Origin of the sequence: Bacillus sp. RB3, assembly GCF_030164735.1 — a bacterium.
Lineage (GTDB): Bacteria > Bacillota > Bacilli > Bacillales > Bacillaceae_G > Bacillus_A > Bacillus_A cereus.
On the sequence record NZ_JASNGE010000002.1, the window covers coordinates 22,669 to 40,677 of the forward strand.

The window sequence follows — 18,009 nt, forward strand, 5'->3', positions numbered from 1 at the left end:
ATGACATCAATACTAGTATTGTAAAAAGGAATGCTTAATTAGGAAGAAAGAAAAGGTAAAGAATTTCTAAAGAATTATAAAGGATTATTAAGTTTTGGGCATTAATGGAAAAAGTTCAATTTCTTATATGATAAGAAATTGAACTTTTTATTTATAATATTAACATTTGTATGGGAGTAGTTTTACAGTGAATGTTGTTTTTTCATCATCACTATATACTTCAATTGTTCCTTTATGCAATTCGACTATACTTTTTGCAATAGCTAATCCAAGTCCAGATCCACCAGTGTTTGTAGAGCGAGATTTCTCAACGCGATAAAAACGTTCAAAAATATGAGGTAAATCCGTACTAGGAATAGGTTGCCCGTAATTTGTTATATCAATTGTAATCATATTATTGCTTTCATAAGCAGTAAGGTCAATATAGCGACCTTCGCTTCCATAAGCGATAGCGTTTATAATAAGATTTTCAAACACACGCACTAATTTTTCACCATCAGCTAATACCATGAGCTTTTGAGATGGGAAAGAAGGTCGACATTCTATATTTGCTTCTTGAAATTGTATACGGAATTGAACAGTTAATTGTCCAAGTAACTCTACTATGTCAATAGGAACAGAATACAAGCTTAACTCTTTATTTTGAACACGTGTATATTCGAACAAGTCATTCATTAATGCATTAAGACGAGTTACTTTATCGTAAATGACTTGAATATAGTATCGCAATTCTACTTCATCTCTATAATTATCATGATGGATTAAATTTACGTATCCAACTATAGAAGTAAGGGGAGTGCGTAAGTCATGTGATACATTTGTAATAAGTTCACTTTTTGCTTGTTCCGCTTGTCTTTCTTCATCAATGGAGACTTTTAATTGTTCAACAATTTCATTGACCCCGATTGCTAATTCTTCTAGATAATTATGATTTACAATAGAAACTTTATGATTGAAGTTTCCATTTGCAATATAACGAATTTCTTCTATCATTTTTTTAATACAAGTTTCATAGTAAAGTTTTTTCTCGTGGCGATAAAAAATGTAAAGATAGGATGAAAAAATAGAAAATAAAAACAAATAAGATACAATCATCATCCATAACGATTCTTTAATCCCTTTATACTTTTCATAACCAAAAATTCGAATGAATTCTTTACCAAGTTCAGTTAGAGTAAGTGAACTCTCAATTACACTCGTAACGAGGCGATAAATAATTAACTCAGTAATAGGCGTGAGTGTGATAGCTAATAAGAGCCAAAAAATAAGTTTCCATTTAGGGATATCTTTTAATATATCAAATGCTTCATTTCTCAATTTTATAGCCAACTCCCCAAACAGTGTGAATAAATTTTTCTCCATTTATAACTGTTTCAAGTTTATCCCGTAAGTTGCTAATATGAACCATTACAGTCTTATTTGAACCGTAACCATCTTCATTCCAAACGCGTTCGAAAATTTCTTCTGAACTAAATACTCTTCCTGTATTACTTGCAAGTAAATATAAAATATCGAACTCAATAGAGGTTAATTTAATATACTCTCCATTTACTTTAACAGTATGATTATGTTTGTGTATTTCAACAGAGCGAATACGAATAATACCATCTTCATTCTTTTGCGAAGTAGCGTTTTGGAAAGAGGATCTTCGTAATAAAGCTTTCACTCTTGCTACTAATTCTAATGGATTGAATGGCTTGATCATATAATCATCGGCACCTGTCATAAGACCTAATATTTTATCCATATCTTCTGCTTTTGCACTAAGCATTAGAATTGGTACAGTATTATTTTCACGCACTTCCTGACAAACTTCTAATCCGTTTCGTTTTGGCATCATAATATCCAAAATCATAAGGTCAACTTCATATGTAGAAACCTTTTGCAATGCTTCATCGCCATCATAAGCTTTATAAATGTTATAGCCTTCATTTCGCAAATAAACAGCAAGTAATTCAACAATTTCTTTATCATCATCAATAATTAATATATTTTTATTCATTGTGTAGTTCCTTTCCTTACAAATCATCAACATTACTATAATATCAAACATTTATGTACTTGTAGCGATGATTCTGTATAAAATTTCATGTAACGTATTAAAAAGGAGTAAAAAGATTAATAACGAATATAAAATAACGAGGATATTTAGATCCTACATTATAATGAAAGTTAGTTATAAGGGGGATTTTCTATGTTATGTAATGATATATATTCATTTACTCCAACTGGAAAAATAGAAAATGATATTAAAGCTTTTCTACTAAAATATAATAAAGAGTTTACATATAAACATTCAATTCGTGTGGCAAATGAGGCAAAAAAGATTGCAGAAAAGTTTCACGTAGATAAAGAAAAAGCAGCAATTGCAGGATATTTACATGATATTAGTGGCATTTTTCCGAACGAGGAGCGGATTGCAGTTGCTGAAGAATTTGGTGTAGAAATAGTGGAAGCAGAAAGAAAGTTTCCTATGATCATTCATCAAAAACTATCGAGAGTAATCGCAAAAGAAATATTTAAAGTAGAAGATGAAGAGATTTTAAATGCAATTTGTTGCCACACAACGTTGCGTAAACATGCAACGAAGATGGATTTAGTATTATTTGTTGCAGATAAAATAGAATGGGATCAAAAAGGGACACCACCATATTTAATAGAAATAAAAAAAGGATTGGAAAAATCTTTGGAAAAAGCAGCTTTTGTATATATTTCATATTTGTGGGAAAGGAAAGATACATTGAAAGTTATACATCCATGGCTAGAAGAAGCATACTGGGATTTAAAAGGAATTGTACAGTAGAAAGGACAAGGAAATGCAATTAAAAGAATATATGAATCAAACATTTCCAGGAGTTACATTAGTACCCTACTTATATTCTTAGTGGGAAAATCATTTACAATTTGATTTTGGAAAAGATAAATATCAAATTGTAGAAGGAACCGACAATTTAAATACGGAATACTTTTCTCAACTATATACATATAATAAATTCTTATTTGAAGACATATTTTCAAAAGAAGATGTAGTGTTTGTAGTGACAAATGTTTATAGATTTAAAAAGGAAAATATAAAAACTCCACAGAAAATAAATGTATACAATAAATATATTAAGAAAAGAGATTTAAGATTTCATATAAGATAAGAAACGTTACCGTTTTTATTTGAAGATGAAGAAGCAGATTTATATTGTACATATCATTTTTCTTTAAAATGCCTTGCGGAACATATTAAATATGAATCGCTTATACAAGTTGCTAATCATGAGGATTTCTCTGCTCTGTATCCTCGATTTGGACGAAAAAAAGAAATTTCTTATCCAAATGTATTTCTCATAAATGCAACGAAAGATATTGTCATGTTTATGTATGATGATAGAGGATGTGAAGTAATTGCGAAGAATAAAGAAATAATACGAGATTTATATAAGAAATACAAAGAATGGATTCCAGATTATGAACGAGAAAATATAGATAACTTATTTAAATGACAATAGGGGAAGTGAAGCGTGTAATGAAACGTATTGCAATTGTATCTGCATGGGAACCAGAACTGACGTATTTGCATCAACATTATCCAAGTGAACGTGTTGAAAAAAGAGCAGCTTGGGAATTTCATTTTCATACTATTAATGAGCTGGAAATTATATCAGTTGTTACTGGTGTTGGTAAAGTAAGCTGCGCTAGTTGTGTACAATTGTTAATTAGTGAGTTTCAGCCAGATGAGTTGTTTATGACAGGAATATGCGGAAGTTTATCAAACAAGGTGCAAAACGGTCATATTGTAGTGGCACTAAGCGCAATACAACACGATGTTACTGCTGCTGGTTCAGGGGAAGATGTTTTTAATTTATATAACGGTAGAACAGCACCTATTGAAACAACAAAATCACTTGTAAGAAGAATAAAAAAAATACGATCGTATGATCCGATACATTTCGGCACATTTTTATCAGGAGATCAACGTATTCGTAGTTCGGAAATGAGATATTTACTCCATACCGTATATGGAGCATTGGCAGTTGATCAAGAAGTAGCAGCTTTCGCCTATGTGTGTCAAATAAATAAAAAACCATTTCTATGTTTAAAAGCTGCTTCAGATCAGGCTAATGATAAAACGAAAGAAGAACAAAAAATCTTTAAAATGCTAGCATGCGAAAGAGCATGTGAGCATTTAATTGCTTTTTTACGTGTTTATGAGATTAATGTAGTAAATAATAGATAGTTTGTTATAAAACAAATTAAAAGTGAGTTATATGTAGGGAAATGTCCGTTCATTTCAAATTAAGAGCTGAAATTTATAATAGATGGAATATATTATATGGGTACATGTTGAGGTTAATACAAGCAATTGGAGGGCAATTTTATATGATTCAATATAAAAGGTGTAGTGAAGTAAATATTGATTTAGTATATGAAGCTTTTAAAGATGGATTTTCCGATTATATTATTAAGATGGAAGTTTCAAAAGGGGATTTTATACACCGTTTTTTGGGACCAGAAGGTAATTTGCTAGAACATTCTTTTCTTGCTTTAGACGGTGACAAATCAGTTGGCGTAATATTAGGTGGTATAAAAGATTATGAAAGTATAAAGACTATGCGCTGCGGAACATTAGCGGTTCATCCTAATTACCGCGGTATTGGTGTGAGTCAAAAATTATTTGAACTGCATAAAGAAGAGGCGATTCAACATGGATGTAAGCAACTTTTTCTCGAAGTCATTGTAGGAAACGACCGAGCGATTCATTTTTATAATAAGTTGGGCTATGAAAAAGTGTACGATCTTTCTTATTATAATTTAAATGATTTGACTAAAATAATGAATAAAGATTGTAAGGATATTGAAGTAAAACAATTAGAATTTCCAACTTTTAAAGATGAAATTCAGAAATGGTTAAACTTCCATATAAATTGGCAAAATGATATTGATTATATCGAACAAACAAATAATGTATTTTATGGTGCATATGTCGATAATGACTTAAAAGGCTCTCTATGTGTAAATGAACAAGGTAAAATTAGTTTTATTTTCGTAGACAAAGATTATAGAAATATTGGTGTTGGGATGAAATTATTACAAGTAGCAAGAGAAGAATTACATTTATCAAGTTTATCAATTGGGTTTCCTAACAATAATTTATTGGAGGGTTTTTTAAAGAAATGTGGATTTGAAAAGAATTCTTTAGCGCAATATGAAATGTATTTATTACTCTAAGAGCGGAAAGATTTATTCTTTTCGTTTTTTATTTTGCTGTTATGTTGGTAAATGCTCCGCAACTATAATTTATAATGAGAGGGATTTTGTTTATCCTTAAGTTATTTTTTAAATTGTCAATTTTATGCTAATAATTTTCTTTGTATAATATTCTAATTTTATGTAGAATAGATACGATGGGAGGGGATGAAATGAATAATGGATTAAAGTTTAAGATTTTTGAATTGCATTGTCTCGTTCAAAAGACTTATTCTGATATTAAAATAGCATGTGATATTGCTATTTATCAAGAAAACACTTCTAAATATTTAATTTCATTAGGATTTTTAAATAAATCATATATGACTTATATAGAAGCAAAAAGATTCTATCGCGAAAATGAAGAGCTTGTAAGTGTAGAATTTGATAATTTTTTTGATATGTATGATAAATTAGAAAATGAATTAAAACAAGTTATTTCAACTGAAGATAAAAATCCTTCATCGCTACATAACAGATTTGATCAGTTTCAGCAGAAAGTTGAAAATATAAATGACCTAATAAAAGTATTGCAAAATGCTCGTTAATGAATGCTTTTTTCTTTTTTGTATAGAAATTATGTATTAAAAACATTTTAGGGATATTATATATTGAAGAGGTGGCTTTTGTAGATTACAAAAGTCATCTTTTTATGTTAGGAATAGATTGTATACATTTTAGCAGTTTCATATAAATAATAGAAATTTATACGAGGTAAATACCATGGGAAATAAAAAAGAAATAGCTATAGTTGCATTAACAACAGGATTTGTTTTAACAAGTGTAACACCATATGGAGTAGGTCATGCAGAGGAACCTGGTCAAATGCAAGTTGAAATTCAAGAGGATTCATTCCGTACAGGTGATCTTACACAACCATCAAAAAAGGCGCCAGAGAATGTAGTGAAAGATGCACTTAAGGAAAATACGGAGCATGCATTGTCTCCAAAACAAGTTAGTGCAGAAACAGGAGTAGATTACAAGGTTCTTCAAAAACGTGGTTCTTATGATGGAACTACACTTGTGCGCATGCAACAAATATATGAAGGAAAAGAAGTGTATGGCCACCAGTTAACTGCTCACGTAGATAAAAAAGGTATTATTAAAAGCATTTCAGGAGCTAGCGCACAAAATTTAACACAAGAAGATTTAAAGAAACCTATTAATTTATCAAAAGAAGAAGCGAAACAATATATTTATAAAAAGTACGGAAACGACATTAAATTTATTTCTGAACCAGAAGTTAAGGCGGTTATTTTTGTTGATGAAAATCATGGGCAGGCTAGCAATGCATATCAAGTTACATTTGCTGCTACAACACCAAATTATGTATCTGGAACTTATTTAGTGAATGCTCATAATGGCGATATGTTAAAAGATATGGTACAAGAATCAAGTTTGAAAATAAGTGAAGAGTATGTTGAATCCGTTAAGGAAAATAAAACTAGCAATTTCACATCATTAACTGGAACAGGAAAAGATGATTTAGGCGTAACTCGTACATTTGGTATTTCTAAACAGACCAGTGGGAATTATGCGCTTGCTGATTACACAAGAGGGCAAGGAATTGAGACATATGATGTAAATTATAGAGATATTACAAATGAAGAAAGTTATTATCCTGGCATACTAGCAACTAGCGCTTCAACAACATTTAATGATCCAAAGGCGGTAAGCGCTCATTTCTTAGCAACAAAGGTATATGATTTTTATAAAGAAAAATATAATCGTAATAGTTTTGATAATAAAGGAAAAAAAGTAGTTTCAGTTGTACATGCATGGGATTCTGGAGGAACAAATGATCCTGAAAATTGGGAGAATGCATTTAGTACTAATATTAATAACATCAGTATGCTTTTATATGGAGATCCTATGGTAAAAGCGTTCGATATAGCCGGTCATGAATTTACACACGCAGTTACATCAAGTGAATCTAACCTTGAATTCTCAGGAGAATCTGGGGCAATTAACGAGGCATTATCGGATATTATGGGAACGGCTATAGAGAAATACATAAATAATGGGGAATTTAACTGGACAATAGGAGAGCAAACTGGATCGACTTTTCGTAATATGAAAAATCCAACTGCAATTAATTTTTCAGAAGGACTACCGTATCCCGATGATTATAGTAAATATAATGATTTAAATGGAGAGGATTATGGAGGCGTACATTTTAATTCAAGTATTATTAATAAAGTTGCGTATTTAATTGCACAAGGTGGTACTCATAACGGTGTAAATGTAAATGGTATTGGTGAAGATAAAATGTTTGATATTTTCTATTATGCAAATACTGATGAATTAAACATGACTTCTGATTTCTCTGAATTGAAATTGGCATGCCTTAAAGTCGCAGCTAATAAATATGGAACGAACTCAATTGAAGTTCAAGCAGTCCAAAATGCTTTTGATGCGGCAAAAATTACAGGAACGGTGAAAGAAAACGAAAAAACAGCAGGAAACCAAGCTCCAGAGTTAACTGTACCGTTTACGATTACACTACGTGTAGGTGATACGTTTGATCCAATGAGAAATGTAAAAGCTGTTGATAAAGAAGATGGTGATTTAACAAATAAAGTAAAGCATAAAGGCGATGTAGATACTTCAAAACCAGGTACATACATTGTGGAATACCTGGTTGTTGATTCTCAAGGGGGGAATGCAACGGCTACACAGACTGTAATTGTAGAGGGAAATGGCGAAACATCAGATTTAGAACCTAAATTAACAGTGCCTGTTGGAGCGACAATTCATGTAGGAGATTCATTTGTTCCAATGGCAGAAGTATTAGCTATCGATAAAGAAGACGGTGATCTTACTTCTAAAATCAAAGTTGATGGTGAAGTAGATACAAATAAAGCCGGTACTTACGTATTAAAATACACAGTTACAGATTCAAAAGGCCATGAAGTAACGGCGAAGCAAACTGTAACGGTCAAAGTTAGAGAAGAAGTTAAAAATGATAAACCAATACTAAAAGTACCTGCTACAACTTCAATTACTGAGGGTGATCAATTTGATCCGTTGATAGGAGTATCAGCTACTGACAAAGAAGACGGTGACCTTACTTCTAAAGTAGCGTATGAAGGAACTATAGATACAAATAAAGCCGGTATTTATGAAATAATATATAGTGTAAGAGATTCCGTGGGTAATGAGGTAAATACGATACAAAAAGTATTAGTGAAAGATAAAGAAACTAGCAAACCTAATGGTCTTGCTAATAAGACAAATAACAATAATATCTCAAATAACAGTAATACCGATAAAAAAGAATATACATATAAGGAGCTGCCAAAGACGGGTGTAAGTACAACTAACAGTGCAGCAATCGGCATATTGATGATTATTGCAGGTACAGTACTCACTTTGATTCGCAAATTTAGAAAGATACAAAAATAATAGTAGGGATCATTCGTTTGAAGAAAAGAGTTCAGTATTCAAAAGAAATAAAGTAGAAAGTAAATAAAACGAAATATGGATTTTTTACTTATTAAGATTTTAATAGTTAAGCGGTACATTTGGCTTTTATAAAAATTTGCAGTTGGATACTATTCTGTCTACAGAACTATATTACATATAAAACACGTTACTATTCTCATTAAAATAAAAGAATAGTAACGTGTTTTTTAATTTGAAAATAGTATAAATCCTATAGCTCATGAATATAGGAGTACTTCTAATTTGCCATTGATAAGTTACTGAAAACACTTTGTTTTAATGGAAGTGTCACTCTAAATGACAACATGAGATTTTCGGTATTTACCAGGTGTTTCATTGGTGAATTTTTTAAAAATTTTAGTGAAATAACTTTGATCGCTAAAATTAAGCGAAGCGCATATATCTGATAAGGGATAGGTGGTGAAAGTTAATAATTTCTTTGCTTCTTCGACTCGTTCACGTTGAATGTACTCAATTAATGAAATACCGACTTCTTTTTTAAATAATATAGATAAATAATCTGAATTCACATTTGCAAATTTAGCAAGTTGTTTAACAGATATTGGATTGTAAATATTTTTAAAAATGTAGTTTTTACAAATAGCAATAGTCTGTGAATGTTGCTGTGTTTTTTGTGCCTTTACACGGTCTGCAAAGGTACAAAAAGCATTTTTTAATAAATCCCAAACAGATTCTTTGTCTTTTAAATCTTCTGTTCTTTGAATATGTAAATCATAAATTTTGTAAGCAATCCCAGATGGAAGTCCCCCTTTTATCGCATATCTAGTAGCGAGCGTGATGGATGAAATACAAATGTTTTTATGACGTCTTAATTGATGGAATGAAGATAAAGATGAAAGAGTCTCTTGTTGGAATTCATAATAATATTTGAGGACGGTTTCTTTATCCCCGTCTTCTATAGAACTAAGTAGTTGCTGCTCTATATATAAATTATGATAAATGGATTCGTCTTTTTGCATTGAAATATATACATCTTCGTTTAAGATGCTGCTATGACTTATATGAAGTGAGTCACTGTTATTTGAAAAGGTGCTTACATCTGAATTTTTTTTATAGAGAATGTTATAGAACAATATCGCTATATTTACAAAGAAATTTTGATCTTTGACTGACAATGAAAAATAATGGTCTCTTGTTCTTTTATAATTTGGAATAAAATTAAGGTTACTATCCGCTTTACTTGTAGAAAAATTTACATGTGTCAAGGGCCCAATAATAACAGTACCGTTCACCATATAATCGCTCTTTATGTGAATTAAAATAAAGTGCCCTAGATATTCGTGAGTTCTGAAGATGGGGGAATTATATGTATCATTTCTCTGAAAAAGCATATGTAACTGTTCTATTTTTGATGTATATAACGAATGTGAATCATTTTTGGATTTAAATTCTAAAAGAATATTTTTGTTACAATCTAAAAAACAAACTGGAATTTCGAAAGATTGAAAAAACATATTGCAAATGTACTCTATCTCAACTAGACTGAGTTTTTTAGTCATATTCTTCCTCCTTACAGTTATGCGTAATAGTTAAATAAACATATATTCCTTTTTCATAAGTAGATACGGAAAACCTTTATCAATAAAAAATATAAATAAAAGTTATAAACTTCTAAGAATAATACCATAATTTAACATGAATAGCACATATTATTTGAATATACAGGTAATAGTTTTGGACAGTAACGTAAAATATGAATCGTCACACTTATTTGTTGGTTATTACTTATATGTATCAAAAAATGATTAAGATTGGATTTTAAATAGGGATAGGAAGTGAGATATGAATAGATTGACAGTAAGTGACTAGTCGAAATTAGCAGTGAAAGCTATTATGTAACAAATGTAATGATTCTTGAAATAGGGATATACGTGTAATTTAGGGGAGAAAATTACATATATCATGCGGAGAGACAACGTAATAATAGAAGATAAGAAAAGTGAATAAGTGATTGTAAACAATGGATTGTTGGACGACTATGTTTTATGTTATTCGTTTAAATCTGATACTTGGCACACTATTGCTTTTAAGAAGGTAATAGTAATAAAGAAATTTTTAAAATGATAGAAGTAGCAAAGGGGATAAGAGAAATGAAAAAAATATTTAGTGTGCTTTTAGTGTTATTCTTAACATTTTCTACATGGTCTAGTGTATTAGTAAAGGCAGATTCACCATCTAAAGGTACTTTAACGATTCATAAGTATGAACAAGAAAAAGATGGAGCGCAGGGACTAGAAGGTGACGGTTCTGCAAATCAAGAGGTGCCAAAAGATGTGAAACCATTAAAAGGTGTAACGTTTGAAGTGAAAAGAGTTGCTTCTTTTGAAAAAATTTCAAACGATGGGAAAATCGTAAAAGAAGACGTGAAACCTGTAATGGGAGCCACTCCAAATCAAGTAGTAACAGATGATAACGGACAAGCTGTATTAAAAGATCTTCCGCTAGGACGTTATGAGGTGAAAGAAGTGGCAGGACCTCCACATGTTAATCTAAATCCCAATACGTATACAGTGGATATCCCATTAACGAATAAAGAGGGTAAGGTGCTAAACTATGATGTTCACATGTATCCCAAAAATGAGATTAAACGTGGTGCAGTGGATTTAATAAAAACTGGTGTAAATGAAAAAGCATTAGCAGGTGCAGTATTCTCTTTATTTAAAAAAGATGGTACAGAAGTGAAAAAAGGGTTAGTAACAGATGCTAATGGTCATATTCGCGTGCAAGGATTGGAGTATGGTGAATACTATTTCCAAGAAACAAAAGCTCCGAAAGGCTACGTAATAGATCCAACTAAACGTGAGTTTTTTGTTAAGAACTCCGGAACAATTAATGAAGATGGAACTATTACTTCTGGTACAGTAGTTAAAATAGAAGTGAAAAACAATGAAGAACCAACAATTGATAAAAAAATTAACGGAAAATTGGAAGCGTTACCAATAAATCCTTTAACTAATTATAATTATGATATTAAAACATTAATTCCAGAAGACATTAAGGAATACAAAAAATATGTGGTAACAGATACTTTGGATAATCGTTTAGTGATTCAAGGAAAGCCAATCGTGAAAATTGATGGAGCAGAAGTAAATGCAAACGTTGTTGAGGTAGCTATAGAAGGTCAAAAAGTAACAGCTACAGTAAAAGATTTCACAAAATTAGATGGTAAAAAAGAATTTCATTTGCAAATTAAATCCCAAGTAAAAGAAGGAGTACCATCTGGTTCGGAAATTTTAAATACAGCAAAAATACATTTTACAAATAAAAATGATGTAATTGGAGAAAAGGAATCTAAACCTGTAGTTGTTATTCCGACAACTGGAATAATTGAGTTAACAAAAATTGATAGTGCTAATAAGAATAAATTAAAAGGTGCAGAGTTTGTACTTAAAGATAATAATGGAAAAATAGTTGTCGTAGCAGGAAAAGAAGTAACAGGTGTATCAGATGAAAATGGTGTTATTAAATGGTCTAACATTCCATATGGAGACTATCAAATTTTTGAAACGAAAGCACCAACATATACAAAAGAAGATGGTACAAAAGCATCTTATCAATTATTAAAAGATCCCATTGATGTAAAGATTAGTGAAAATAATCAAACGGTTAAATTGACGATTGAAAATAATAAAAGTGGATGGATTCTTCCGGTAACGGGTGGCATAGGAACGACTCTTTTTACTGTAATAGGCCTTACGTTAATGCTTACAGCGGCATTTGTTTTCTTTAGAAAAAAGTTTGCTAGAAATTAAGATTTTAGGAACATGTAACTATGGGAAAAGGGGAGAAGCAAAATGCTTCCCTCTTTTCGATATTTAAGCATATACAGAGGTGGAAATATGAAACGAAATCTTGTTTTGGGGGGTATTTTTTTATTTGGATTAGGTATTTTTTTATATCCTACTATTAGTAATTGGTTGGCGACTCGTGCACATTATTCTGAGATTAGCTCTTACGATAAGAAGATTAAAGCATTACAAAAGAAAGAAGTCGAACGTAGGGAAAAAGAAGCAGCCGAATATAATAAACAAGTTCAAACTTCTGCGAAAACATTTACAGATCCATTTTCTGAAAAAAAAAGTAATCATCAAGCGTATGCTGATGTGTTAAATTTAGGAGATGTAATGGGGTATATTGAAATATCGAAAATTAATATAAAACTGCCAATCTATCAAGGGACCTCTGAGGAAGTATTGGGTCGCGGGATAGGTCATTTAGATTTTTCTTCGCTCCCGGTAGGTGGAGAAAGTACGCATACTATTTTAACAGGGCATCGTGGTTTACCATCAGCAAAATTATTTACAGATTTAGATAAGTTGAGCAAAGGAGATCTTTTTTATATTCATTCTTTAGACAAAGTTCTTGCTTATAAAGTAGATCAAATTAAAGTAGTGTTACCACATGAAACGGACGATCTACAAATTGTAGAAAATAAAGATTATACAACTTTAATTACGTGTACGCCTTATGGAGTAAACACCAATAGATTGCTAGTTCGAGGTGAGCGCGTGGAGTTAAACGAGAAAGAAAAACAAAAAGTGAGTACAGAGATATTTATATTTAATAAGTGGACTGTAATAGTTACAATCCTATTGTTATGTGTGCTTCTAGTCGTAATTTATAAGAAAAAGTTAACTCGATAGAATGTATTTATCCTGCATTAATGGGAAGTGGGACCGGAAATTCAAAGATAAGTAAAGACGGTATATAGGGGATGAAGTAAATCATCATTAATAAAAATTCATTTTATTCGATTATAAAAAAAATACGGTAAAGGTGGGAACAAAGGAATTGAGGCTACGATTAAAGCTGGTAAGTATTCATTTTATTGTTTTGTTAATGTTAAGTGTAAGTTTTGTCGTATATGTACCAAAAGAAGCATATGGATCCACGACTACCTTAGAAGGTCTAGGAGATATATCGCGTTATAATGCTGTTGTCTTTGGTAACCATAAAGCAATAGGTGGCGACATTGAAGGAGCAATTGCAGTTCAAGGTGATATGGATGCATCGGGGTATACGATTGTAGGTGCAGCAGCAGGAACATCTAATATAGTAGGTGAAAAATGGGTTGATGAGGGATATCCGTCCTTGTTATTGTCTGGAAAACTAAAAAAATCAAGAGAAGAATCTTTTATCATTCAAAACGGAATAGTCGTAATGACAAAAGAGAGTGATCCAGATCGCATCATACAATCTTCTTATGATCGTATCGTTTATAAAGAAAAACTAGAAATTGACGCGAAATTTAATGAATTTCGCAATATAGTGAACCAAGTTAGTAAAAATGCAGGTCAATATAAAACGAATACCCCAATTCCAAATATGAGTCATGGAATCGGAAAAGATATAAACAATCCTAATATTTATGTTTCATCAGAATTGACAGGGAAAATCAGTGTAGATATAAGAGATGTATTTTTGCCCAATGCTAAGGACAAAGATTTTATTGTAATGTATTCAGATGCAATAGAGGTTACATTTAAAAATGGGTCTATTCTATATGACACGAACAATATTGGAAAGGCTACAGATATAGTTCCTACATCACAACCATATTCGCCTAATTCCCCGTTTACTGAGCTATATGGGAAAATGATTTGGGTTTTTCCAAATGCGAAAAAAATTACAACAGAGGGATATGGTGTAGTTGGGAGTGTGTTTGCTCCCAATGCTGTATTAGAAACAAAAGGCGGTTCGATTAATGGACAAGCATTTGTTGGTGCGGTACAACAAACTGGTGGATTTGAGTTTCACAATTTCAAATTTAACTGGAAACATTGGAACAAGCCTAGTACAGGAAAAGTAAAAATAAAAAAGGTTGATAGTAATAATGATAATAAAAAATTGGTGGGAGCAAAGTTTAAAATTGAAGATTTAAATGGGAAAATAGTTGGAGAACTAGTAACAAATGAAGAAGGAGAAGCGATATCAAAAGACTTACCAATAGGAAACTATACTTTAGTGGAAAAAGAAGCACCTAAAGGTTACGAATTATCAAAAGATAAAATAGCTGTAAAAGTAGAGAAAGATGCAGAAGTAGAAATTAAAATAGGAAATAAGAAATTGCCAGATCCAATGGGAAAAATGAAGCTTGTGAAAGTAGACATAAGTGATAAAAATAAAAAACTAGCAGGGGCAAAGTTTCATATAGAAGATGCAAAAGGAAAAGTAGTTGGAGAGTTAATAACAGATGAAAAAGGAGAAATGATATCAAAGGACTTACCAATAGGAAACTATACCCTAGTGGAAATAGAGGCACCTAAAGGTTATGAATTATTAAAAGATAAAATAGCTGTAAAAATAGAAAAAGATACAGTAGTAGAAATTAAAATAGAAAATAAGAAATTGCCAGATCCGACTGGGCAATTTGAAATTGAAAAAGTTGATGATAAGGATAGTGAATTAAAGCTAAAAGGCGCTGTATTTCAAGTGTTAGATAAAGAAGGGAAAGAACTTAGTAGATTAATAACGGATGAAAAAGGAAAGGTAATTTCCAACCAATTAGCAATTGGTAAGTATACGATTAAAGAAATAAAAGCACCGAACGGATACATGTTACTTAGAGATCCAATAGAAATAGAAATTACAGAAGCAGTAAAGACACAAAAAATAACAGTGAAAAATGCGAAGAATAATTGGGTAATTCCTAATACTGGTGGGAGCGGAACAACAATTTTTTACGTAATTGGTATTATGCTAATGTTTGGTGTGCTATATTTCTGTAAGAAAAATCGTATATTATGAACTGATTTTATAGAGTTAGACAGATTGTTGCGTTAGAGAGTTTTTAGGGCATGAGTTCGGTATTGTACTGGACTCATGTTACTACATTTGTTGAAGGAGGAAGGATAATAGTAAACATAGAATATATTAATGAATTAAAATGTTTAAGAGGTGAACATGGTGGCAATAAAACAAGACGAAATTAAAGTAGTTGTCGGAGCTGGAGTGTTTAATAATAATCCAGGCTGGATTCAAACGCAAGAAGATGAACTTAACTTACTAGATAAAGCTACGTGGGAAGAAAGATTTGAATACAACTCTATTTCAGCTATTTTAGCTGAGCATGTATGGGAACACCTTACTTTTGAAGAAGGTGTAAGAGCAGCTGAAATCTGTTATGAATTTTTAAAACCATCTGGTCATATTCGGTGCGGAGTCCCTGATGCATTCTTTCAGGATGAGGTATATCAAAATATAGTTCAAATAGGGGGACCCGGTCCGAAAGATCATCCAGCAGCAAGTCATAAAATCGTTCATAATTATAAAACATTAAAGAAAATGTTTGAAACTGCTGGATTCGAGGTAGTTTTACTTGAATATTGTGATGAAAATGGTCAGTTTTATTACAACGAATGGGATGCAAACGACGGTGTTATTTTCCGTTCGAAAAGGTATGATTCTAGAAATAAAGGCGATAAACTTGGTTTTCCATCGCTAATTGTTGATGCGATTAAGCGCTAATCATTCAACCAAAAAAGGAGTTAATCCTATGATTTCATAAGTCGCAAATGCGGCTTTTTTATTTGTACGTAAATCTATATTTAATTTTCAATACTATATAACTCGATTTAGAAAATATTTAAGTTTTTCTCAGCGTCATTCAATTTAAATTAACACTTCGTTGACATAAATATTTATTTTATATTTATATTCGTGTAAAATAAAATGAGAACATATATTCTATATAAGGAGGCAATCAAAATGATAGCTGAAATTGGGAAACTAAATGATGGATATATTGTGAAATTTGAACGCCAATTTCCATATACGGCAGAAGAAGTTTGGTCTGTATTAACAGAAAACAGTAAGCTGAAAAAATGGATGTCCAATTTACAGATTGAAAGCCTTAAAACGGGTGGAATAATAAAGTTCGACATGATGAACGGTTCATTCATAAACATTGATATTTTAGAGTGTCAAGTAAACTCAGTACTTGAATTTACTTGGGATAAAGATCGTGTCCGATTTGAAATACATAAAGAGGAAAATGGTACTCTTTTATTCCTTAAAGAGTACATTCATGAATTAACAGATCATACACCGAGAGATATAGCTGGTTGGCATATTTGTTTAAATCTTTTTTCTTACGTTTTAGAAGGAGAAGAGAAAGAATTTTCTAAAGATGAATGGCAACAATGGTTTGGAATATATAAAGATAAGGTTCTTGAAGTAAGAGGGTAATCACTTTAAAGGTTATATTCATTGTGTAATTATTATATTATAAATACGCTTTTAATGAGAAATAAGAATAGAGGTTCATATGAAGGTAAATTAATTGATTGCTAGTCGCGATCGAATCAATTAGTGAATTTTTATAACCTAAAGAAGGAAGAGGATATAAAAGTAAATAAAGAAATATAATTCAAACGTTATAAACAGTTGACTCTCACACAATGTCATTGTTTAAGATAAAGTTGAGCTTCAAAGTAGATGTAACTTATAGGAGGAAATCATGTTTAAAATAGGGGATTTTTCAAAACTATCTTCCATTAGTATACGAATGTTGAGACACTACGATAAAGTGGAATTACTACAACCAGTAAAAGTCGATGAGCAGAGTGGATATCGATTTTATTCAGCAGACCAATTAAAAAAAGTAAATCAAATTCAAACGTTAAAAGCTATGGGGTTTAATATTGCTACCATCAAAGAAATAATAGAATGCGATAATATAGATACCATAAAAGAGCAATTTTTAAATCGTAGTGCTCAAATTAAAGAAGACATGAATAACCTCCAAAAACAATTACGTCTCCTCGAAGACTCAATGAAAACGATGAGAGAGGATGTTGTTGAGATGAATTATCATGTTTCAATAAAAGAAATTCCAGAAAGAACTGTAGCTAGTGTTAGAAAGATTATTCCATCGTATAATTGCGAAGGTGATTTATGGAGTGTATTAATGCAAGAAATTCAAATGGAAAATATTAGTATTGCCCAACCGAGTTATAGTATTGCGGTTTTCCATGATCGTGAATACAAAGAAAATGATGTAGATATAGAAATACAGCTAAGTATTCTAGGTAAGCACGAAAATACAAAAGACGTTACATTTAAAAATATGGAATCGACTAATGTAGCTTCTATAACAGTTAATGGAAGTTATGAACAGATGACAGCTGTAAATGAGGCTGCGGCAAAATGGATTGAGACAGAGGGTTACAAATTAGCAGGCCCGATGTTTAATATTTATCATGTGAGCCCAGCGATGGAATCCGATCCTAATAAGTGGGTTACAGAAGTTTGTTATCCAGTTAAATGAAGATAAAGAAAAAAGGCATTATTTATATGCCTTTTTTCTTT

14 protein-coding genes and 1 pseudogene are annotated in these 18,009 nt (G+C 31.3%); 12 read left to right on the plus strand and 3 right to left on the minus strand.

The annotated features are described in order from the left end of the window. Positions 1-159 precede the first annotated feature (159 nt). Positions 160-1,317: a sensor histidine kinase gene (locus QO049_RS02940; RefSeq protein ID WP_001243309.1), complete on the minus strand. Its 1,158-nt coding sequence runs from the start codon at positions 1,315-1,317 to the stop codon at positions 160-162. Continuing rightward, positions 1,307-2,002, minus strand: a complete 696-nt coding sequence (locus QO049_RS02945; protein WP_001038807.1) for a response regulator transcription factor — start codon at positions 2,000-2,002, stop codon at positions 1,307-1,309. Before QO049_RS02945 ends, QO049_RS02940 begins: the two co-directional genes overlap by 11 nt. A 192-nt stretch (positions 2,003-2,194) precedes the next feature. Here QO049_RS02945 and yqeK point away from each other — a divergent pair, with 192 nt between their 5' ends. From yqeK to QO049_RS02975, 6 genes and pseudogenes are all read left to right on the plus strand, one after another. Then, positions 2,195-2,803 carry a bis(5'-nucleosyl)-tetraphosphatase (symmetrical) YqeK gene (gene yqeK / locus QO049_RS02950; protein ID WP_000882443.1) on the plus strand — a complete coding sequence of 203 codons (609 nt, stop codon included), beginning with the start codon at positions 2,195-2,197 and terminating at the stop codon, positions 2,801-2,803. Between the two features lie 13 nt (positions 2,804-2,816). Beyond that, positions 2,817-3,491 (plus strand): annotated as a pseudogene (locus tag QO049_RS02955) (DUF3885 domain-containing protein). Then, the gene (locus QO049_RS02960; RefSeq protein WP_002101023.1) at positions 3,488-4,225 is read left to right on the plus strand and encodes a phosphorylase family protein; all 738 of its coding nucleotides are present in this window, start codon (positions 3,488-3,490) and stop codon (positions 4,223-4,225) included. The pseudogene QO049_RS02955 and the gene QO049_RS02960 overlap by 4 nt, the downstream one beginning before the upstream one ends. A 143-nt stretch (positions 4,226-4,368) precedes the next feature. Beyond that, positions 4,369-5,217 (plus strand): GNAT family N-acetyltransferase, encoded by an 849-nt coding sequence (locus QO049_RS02965; protein WP_098286710.1) that lies wholly within the window; start codon positions 4,369-4,371, stop codon positions 5,215-5,217. Between the two features lie 191 nt (positions 5,218-5,408). Further along, positions 5,409-5,783: a hypothetical protein gene (locus QO049_RS02970; protein WP_001059023.1), complete on the plus strand. Its 375-nt coding sequence runs from the start codon at positions 5,409-5,411 to the stop codon at positions 5,781-5,783. A 175-nt stretch (positions 5,784-5,958) separates the two neighbouring features. Next, positions 5,959-8,640 (plus strand): M4 family metallopeptidase, encoded by a 2,682-nt coding sequence (locus QO049_RS02975; protein WP_284489114.1) that lies wholly within the window; start codon positions 5,959-5,961, stop codon positions 8,638-8,640. A gap of 332 nt (positions 8,641-8,972) precedes the next feature. Here the strand turns inward: QO049_RS02975 and QO049_RS02980 are convergent, their stop codons facing one another. Beyond that, positions 8,973-10,199 carry an AraC family transcriptional regulator gene (locus QO049_RS02980; protein WP_000162832.1) on the minus strand — a complete coding sequence of 409 codons (1,227 nt, stop codon included), beginning with the start codon at positions 10,197-10,199 and terminating at the stop codon, positions 8,973-8,975. Between the two features lie 591 nt (positions 10,200-10,790). Here QO049_RS02980 and QO049_RS02985 point away from each other — a divergent pair. From QO049_RS02985 to QO049_RS03010, 6 genes are all read left to right on the plus strand, one after another. Then, positions 10,791-12,452, plus strand: coding sequence for an LPXTG cell wall anchor domain-containing protein (locus tag QO049_RS02985; protein WP_246962810.1), 1,662 nt, complete (start codon positions 10,791-10,793; stop codon positions 12,450-12,452). A gap of 87 nt (positions 12,453-12,539) precedes the next feature. After that, the gene (locus QO049_RS02990) at positions 12,540-13,343 is read left to right on the plus strand and encodes a class C sortase (protein ID WP_080296745.1); all 804 of its coding nucleotides are present in this window, start codon (positions 12,540-12,542) and stop codon (positions 13,341-13,343) included. A 148-nt stretch (positions 13,344-13,491) separates the two neighbouring features. Then, positions 13,492-15,447 (plus strand): MSCRAMM family protein, encoded by a 1,956-nt coding sequence (locus QO049_RS02995; RefSeq protein WP_098535392.1) that lies wholly within the window; start codon positions 13,492-13,494, stop codon positions 15,445-15,447. Positions 15,448-15,603: 156 nt separating this feature from the next. Continuing rightward, the gene (locus tag QO049_RS03000) at positions 15,604-16,167 is read left to right on the plus strand and encodes a class I SAM-dependent methyltransferase (RefSeq protein ID WP_246962814.1); all 564 of its coding nucleotides are present in this window, start codon (positions 15,604-15,606) and stop codon (positions 16,165-16,167) included. A gap of 240 nt (positions 16,168-16,407) precedes the next feature. Continuing rightward, the gene (locus QO049_RS03005; RefSeq protein ID WP_246962816.1) at positions 16,408-16,887 is read left to right on the plus strand and encodes an SRPBCC family protein; all 480 of its coding nucleotides are present in this window, start codon (positions 16,408-16,410) and stop codon (positions 16,885-16,887) included. 271 nt (positions 16,888-17,158) lie between these two features. Beyond that, complete coding sequence (locus tag QO049_RS03010; protein WP_000472633.1) at positions 17,159-17,968, plus strand: MerR family transcriptional regulator; 810 nt, start codon at positions 17,159-17,161, stop codon at positions 17,966-17,968. Positions 17,969-18,009 lie beyond the last annotated feature (41 nt).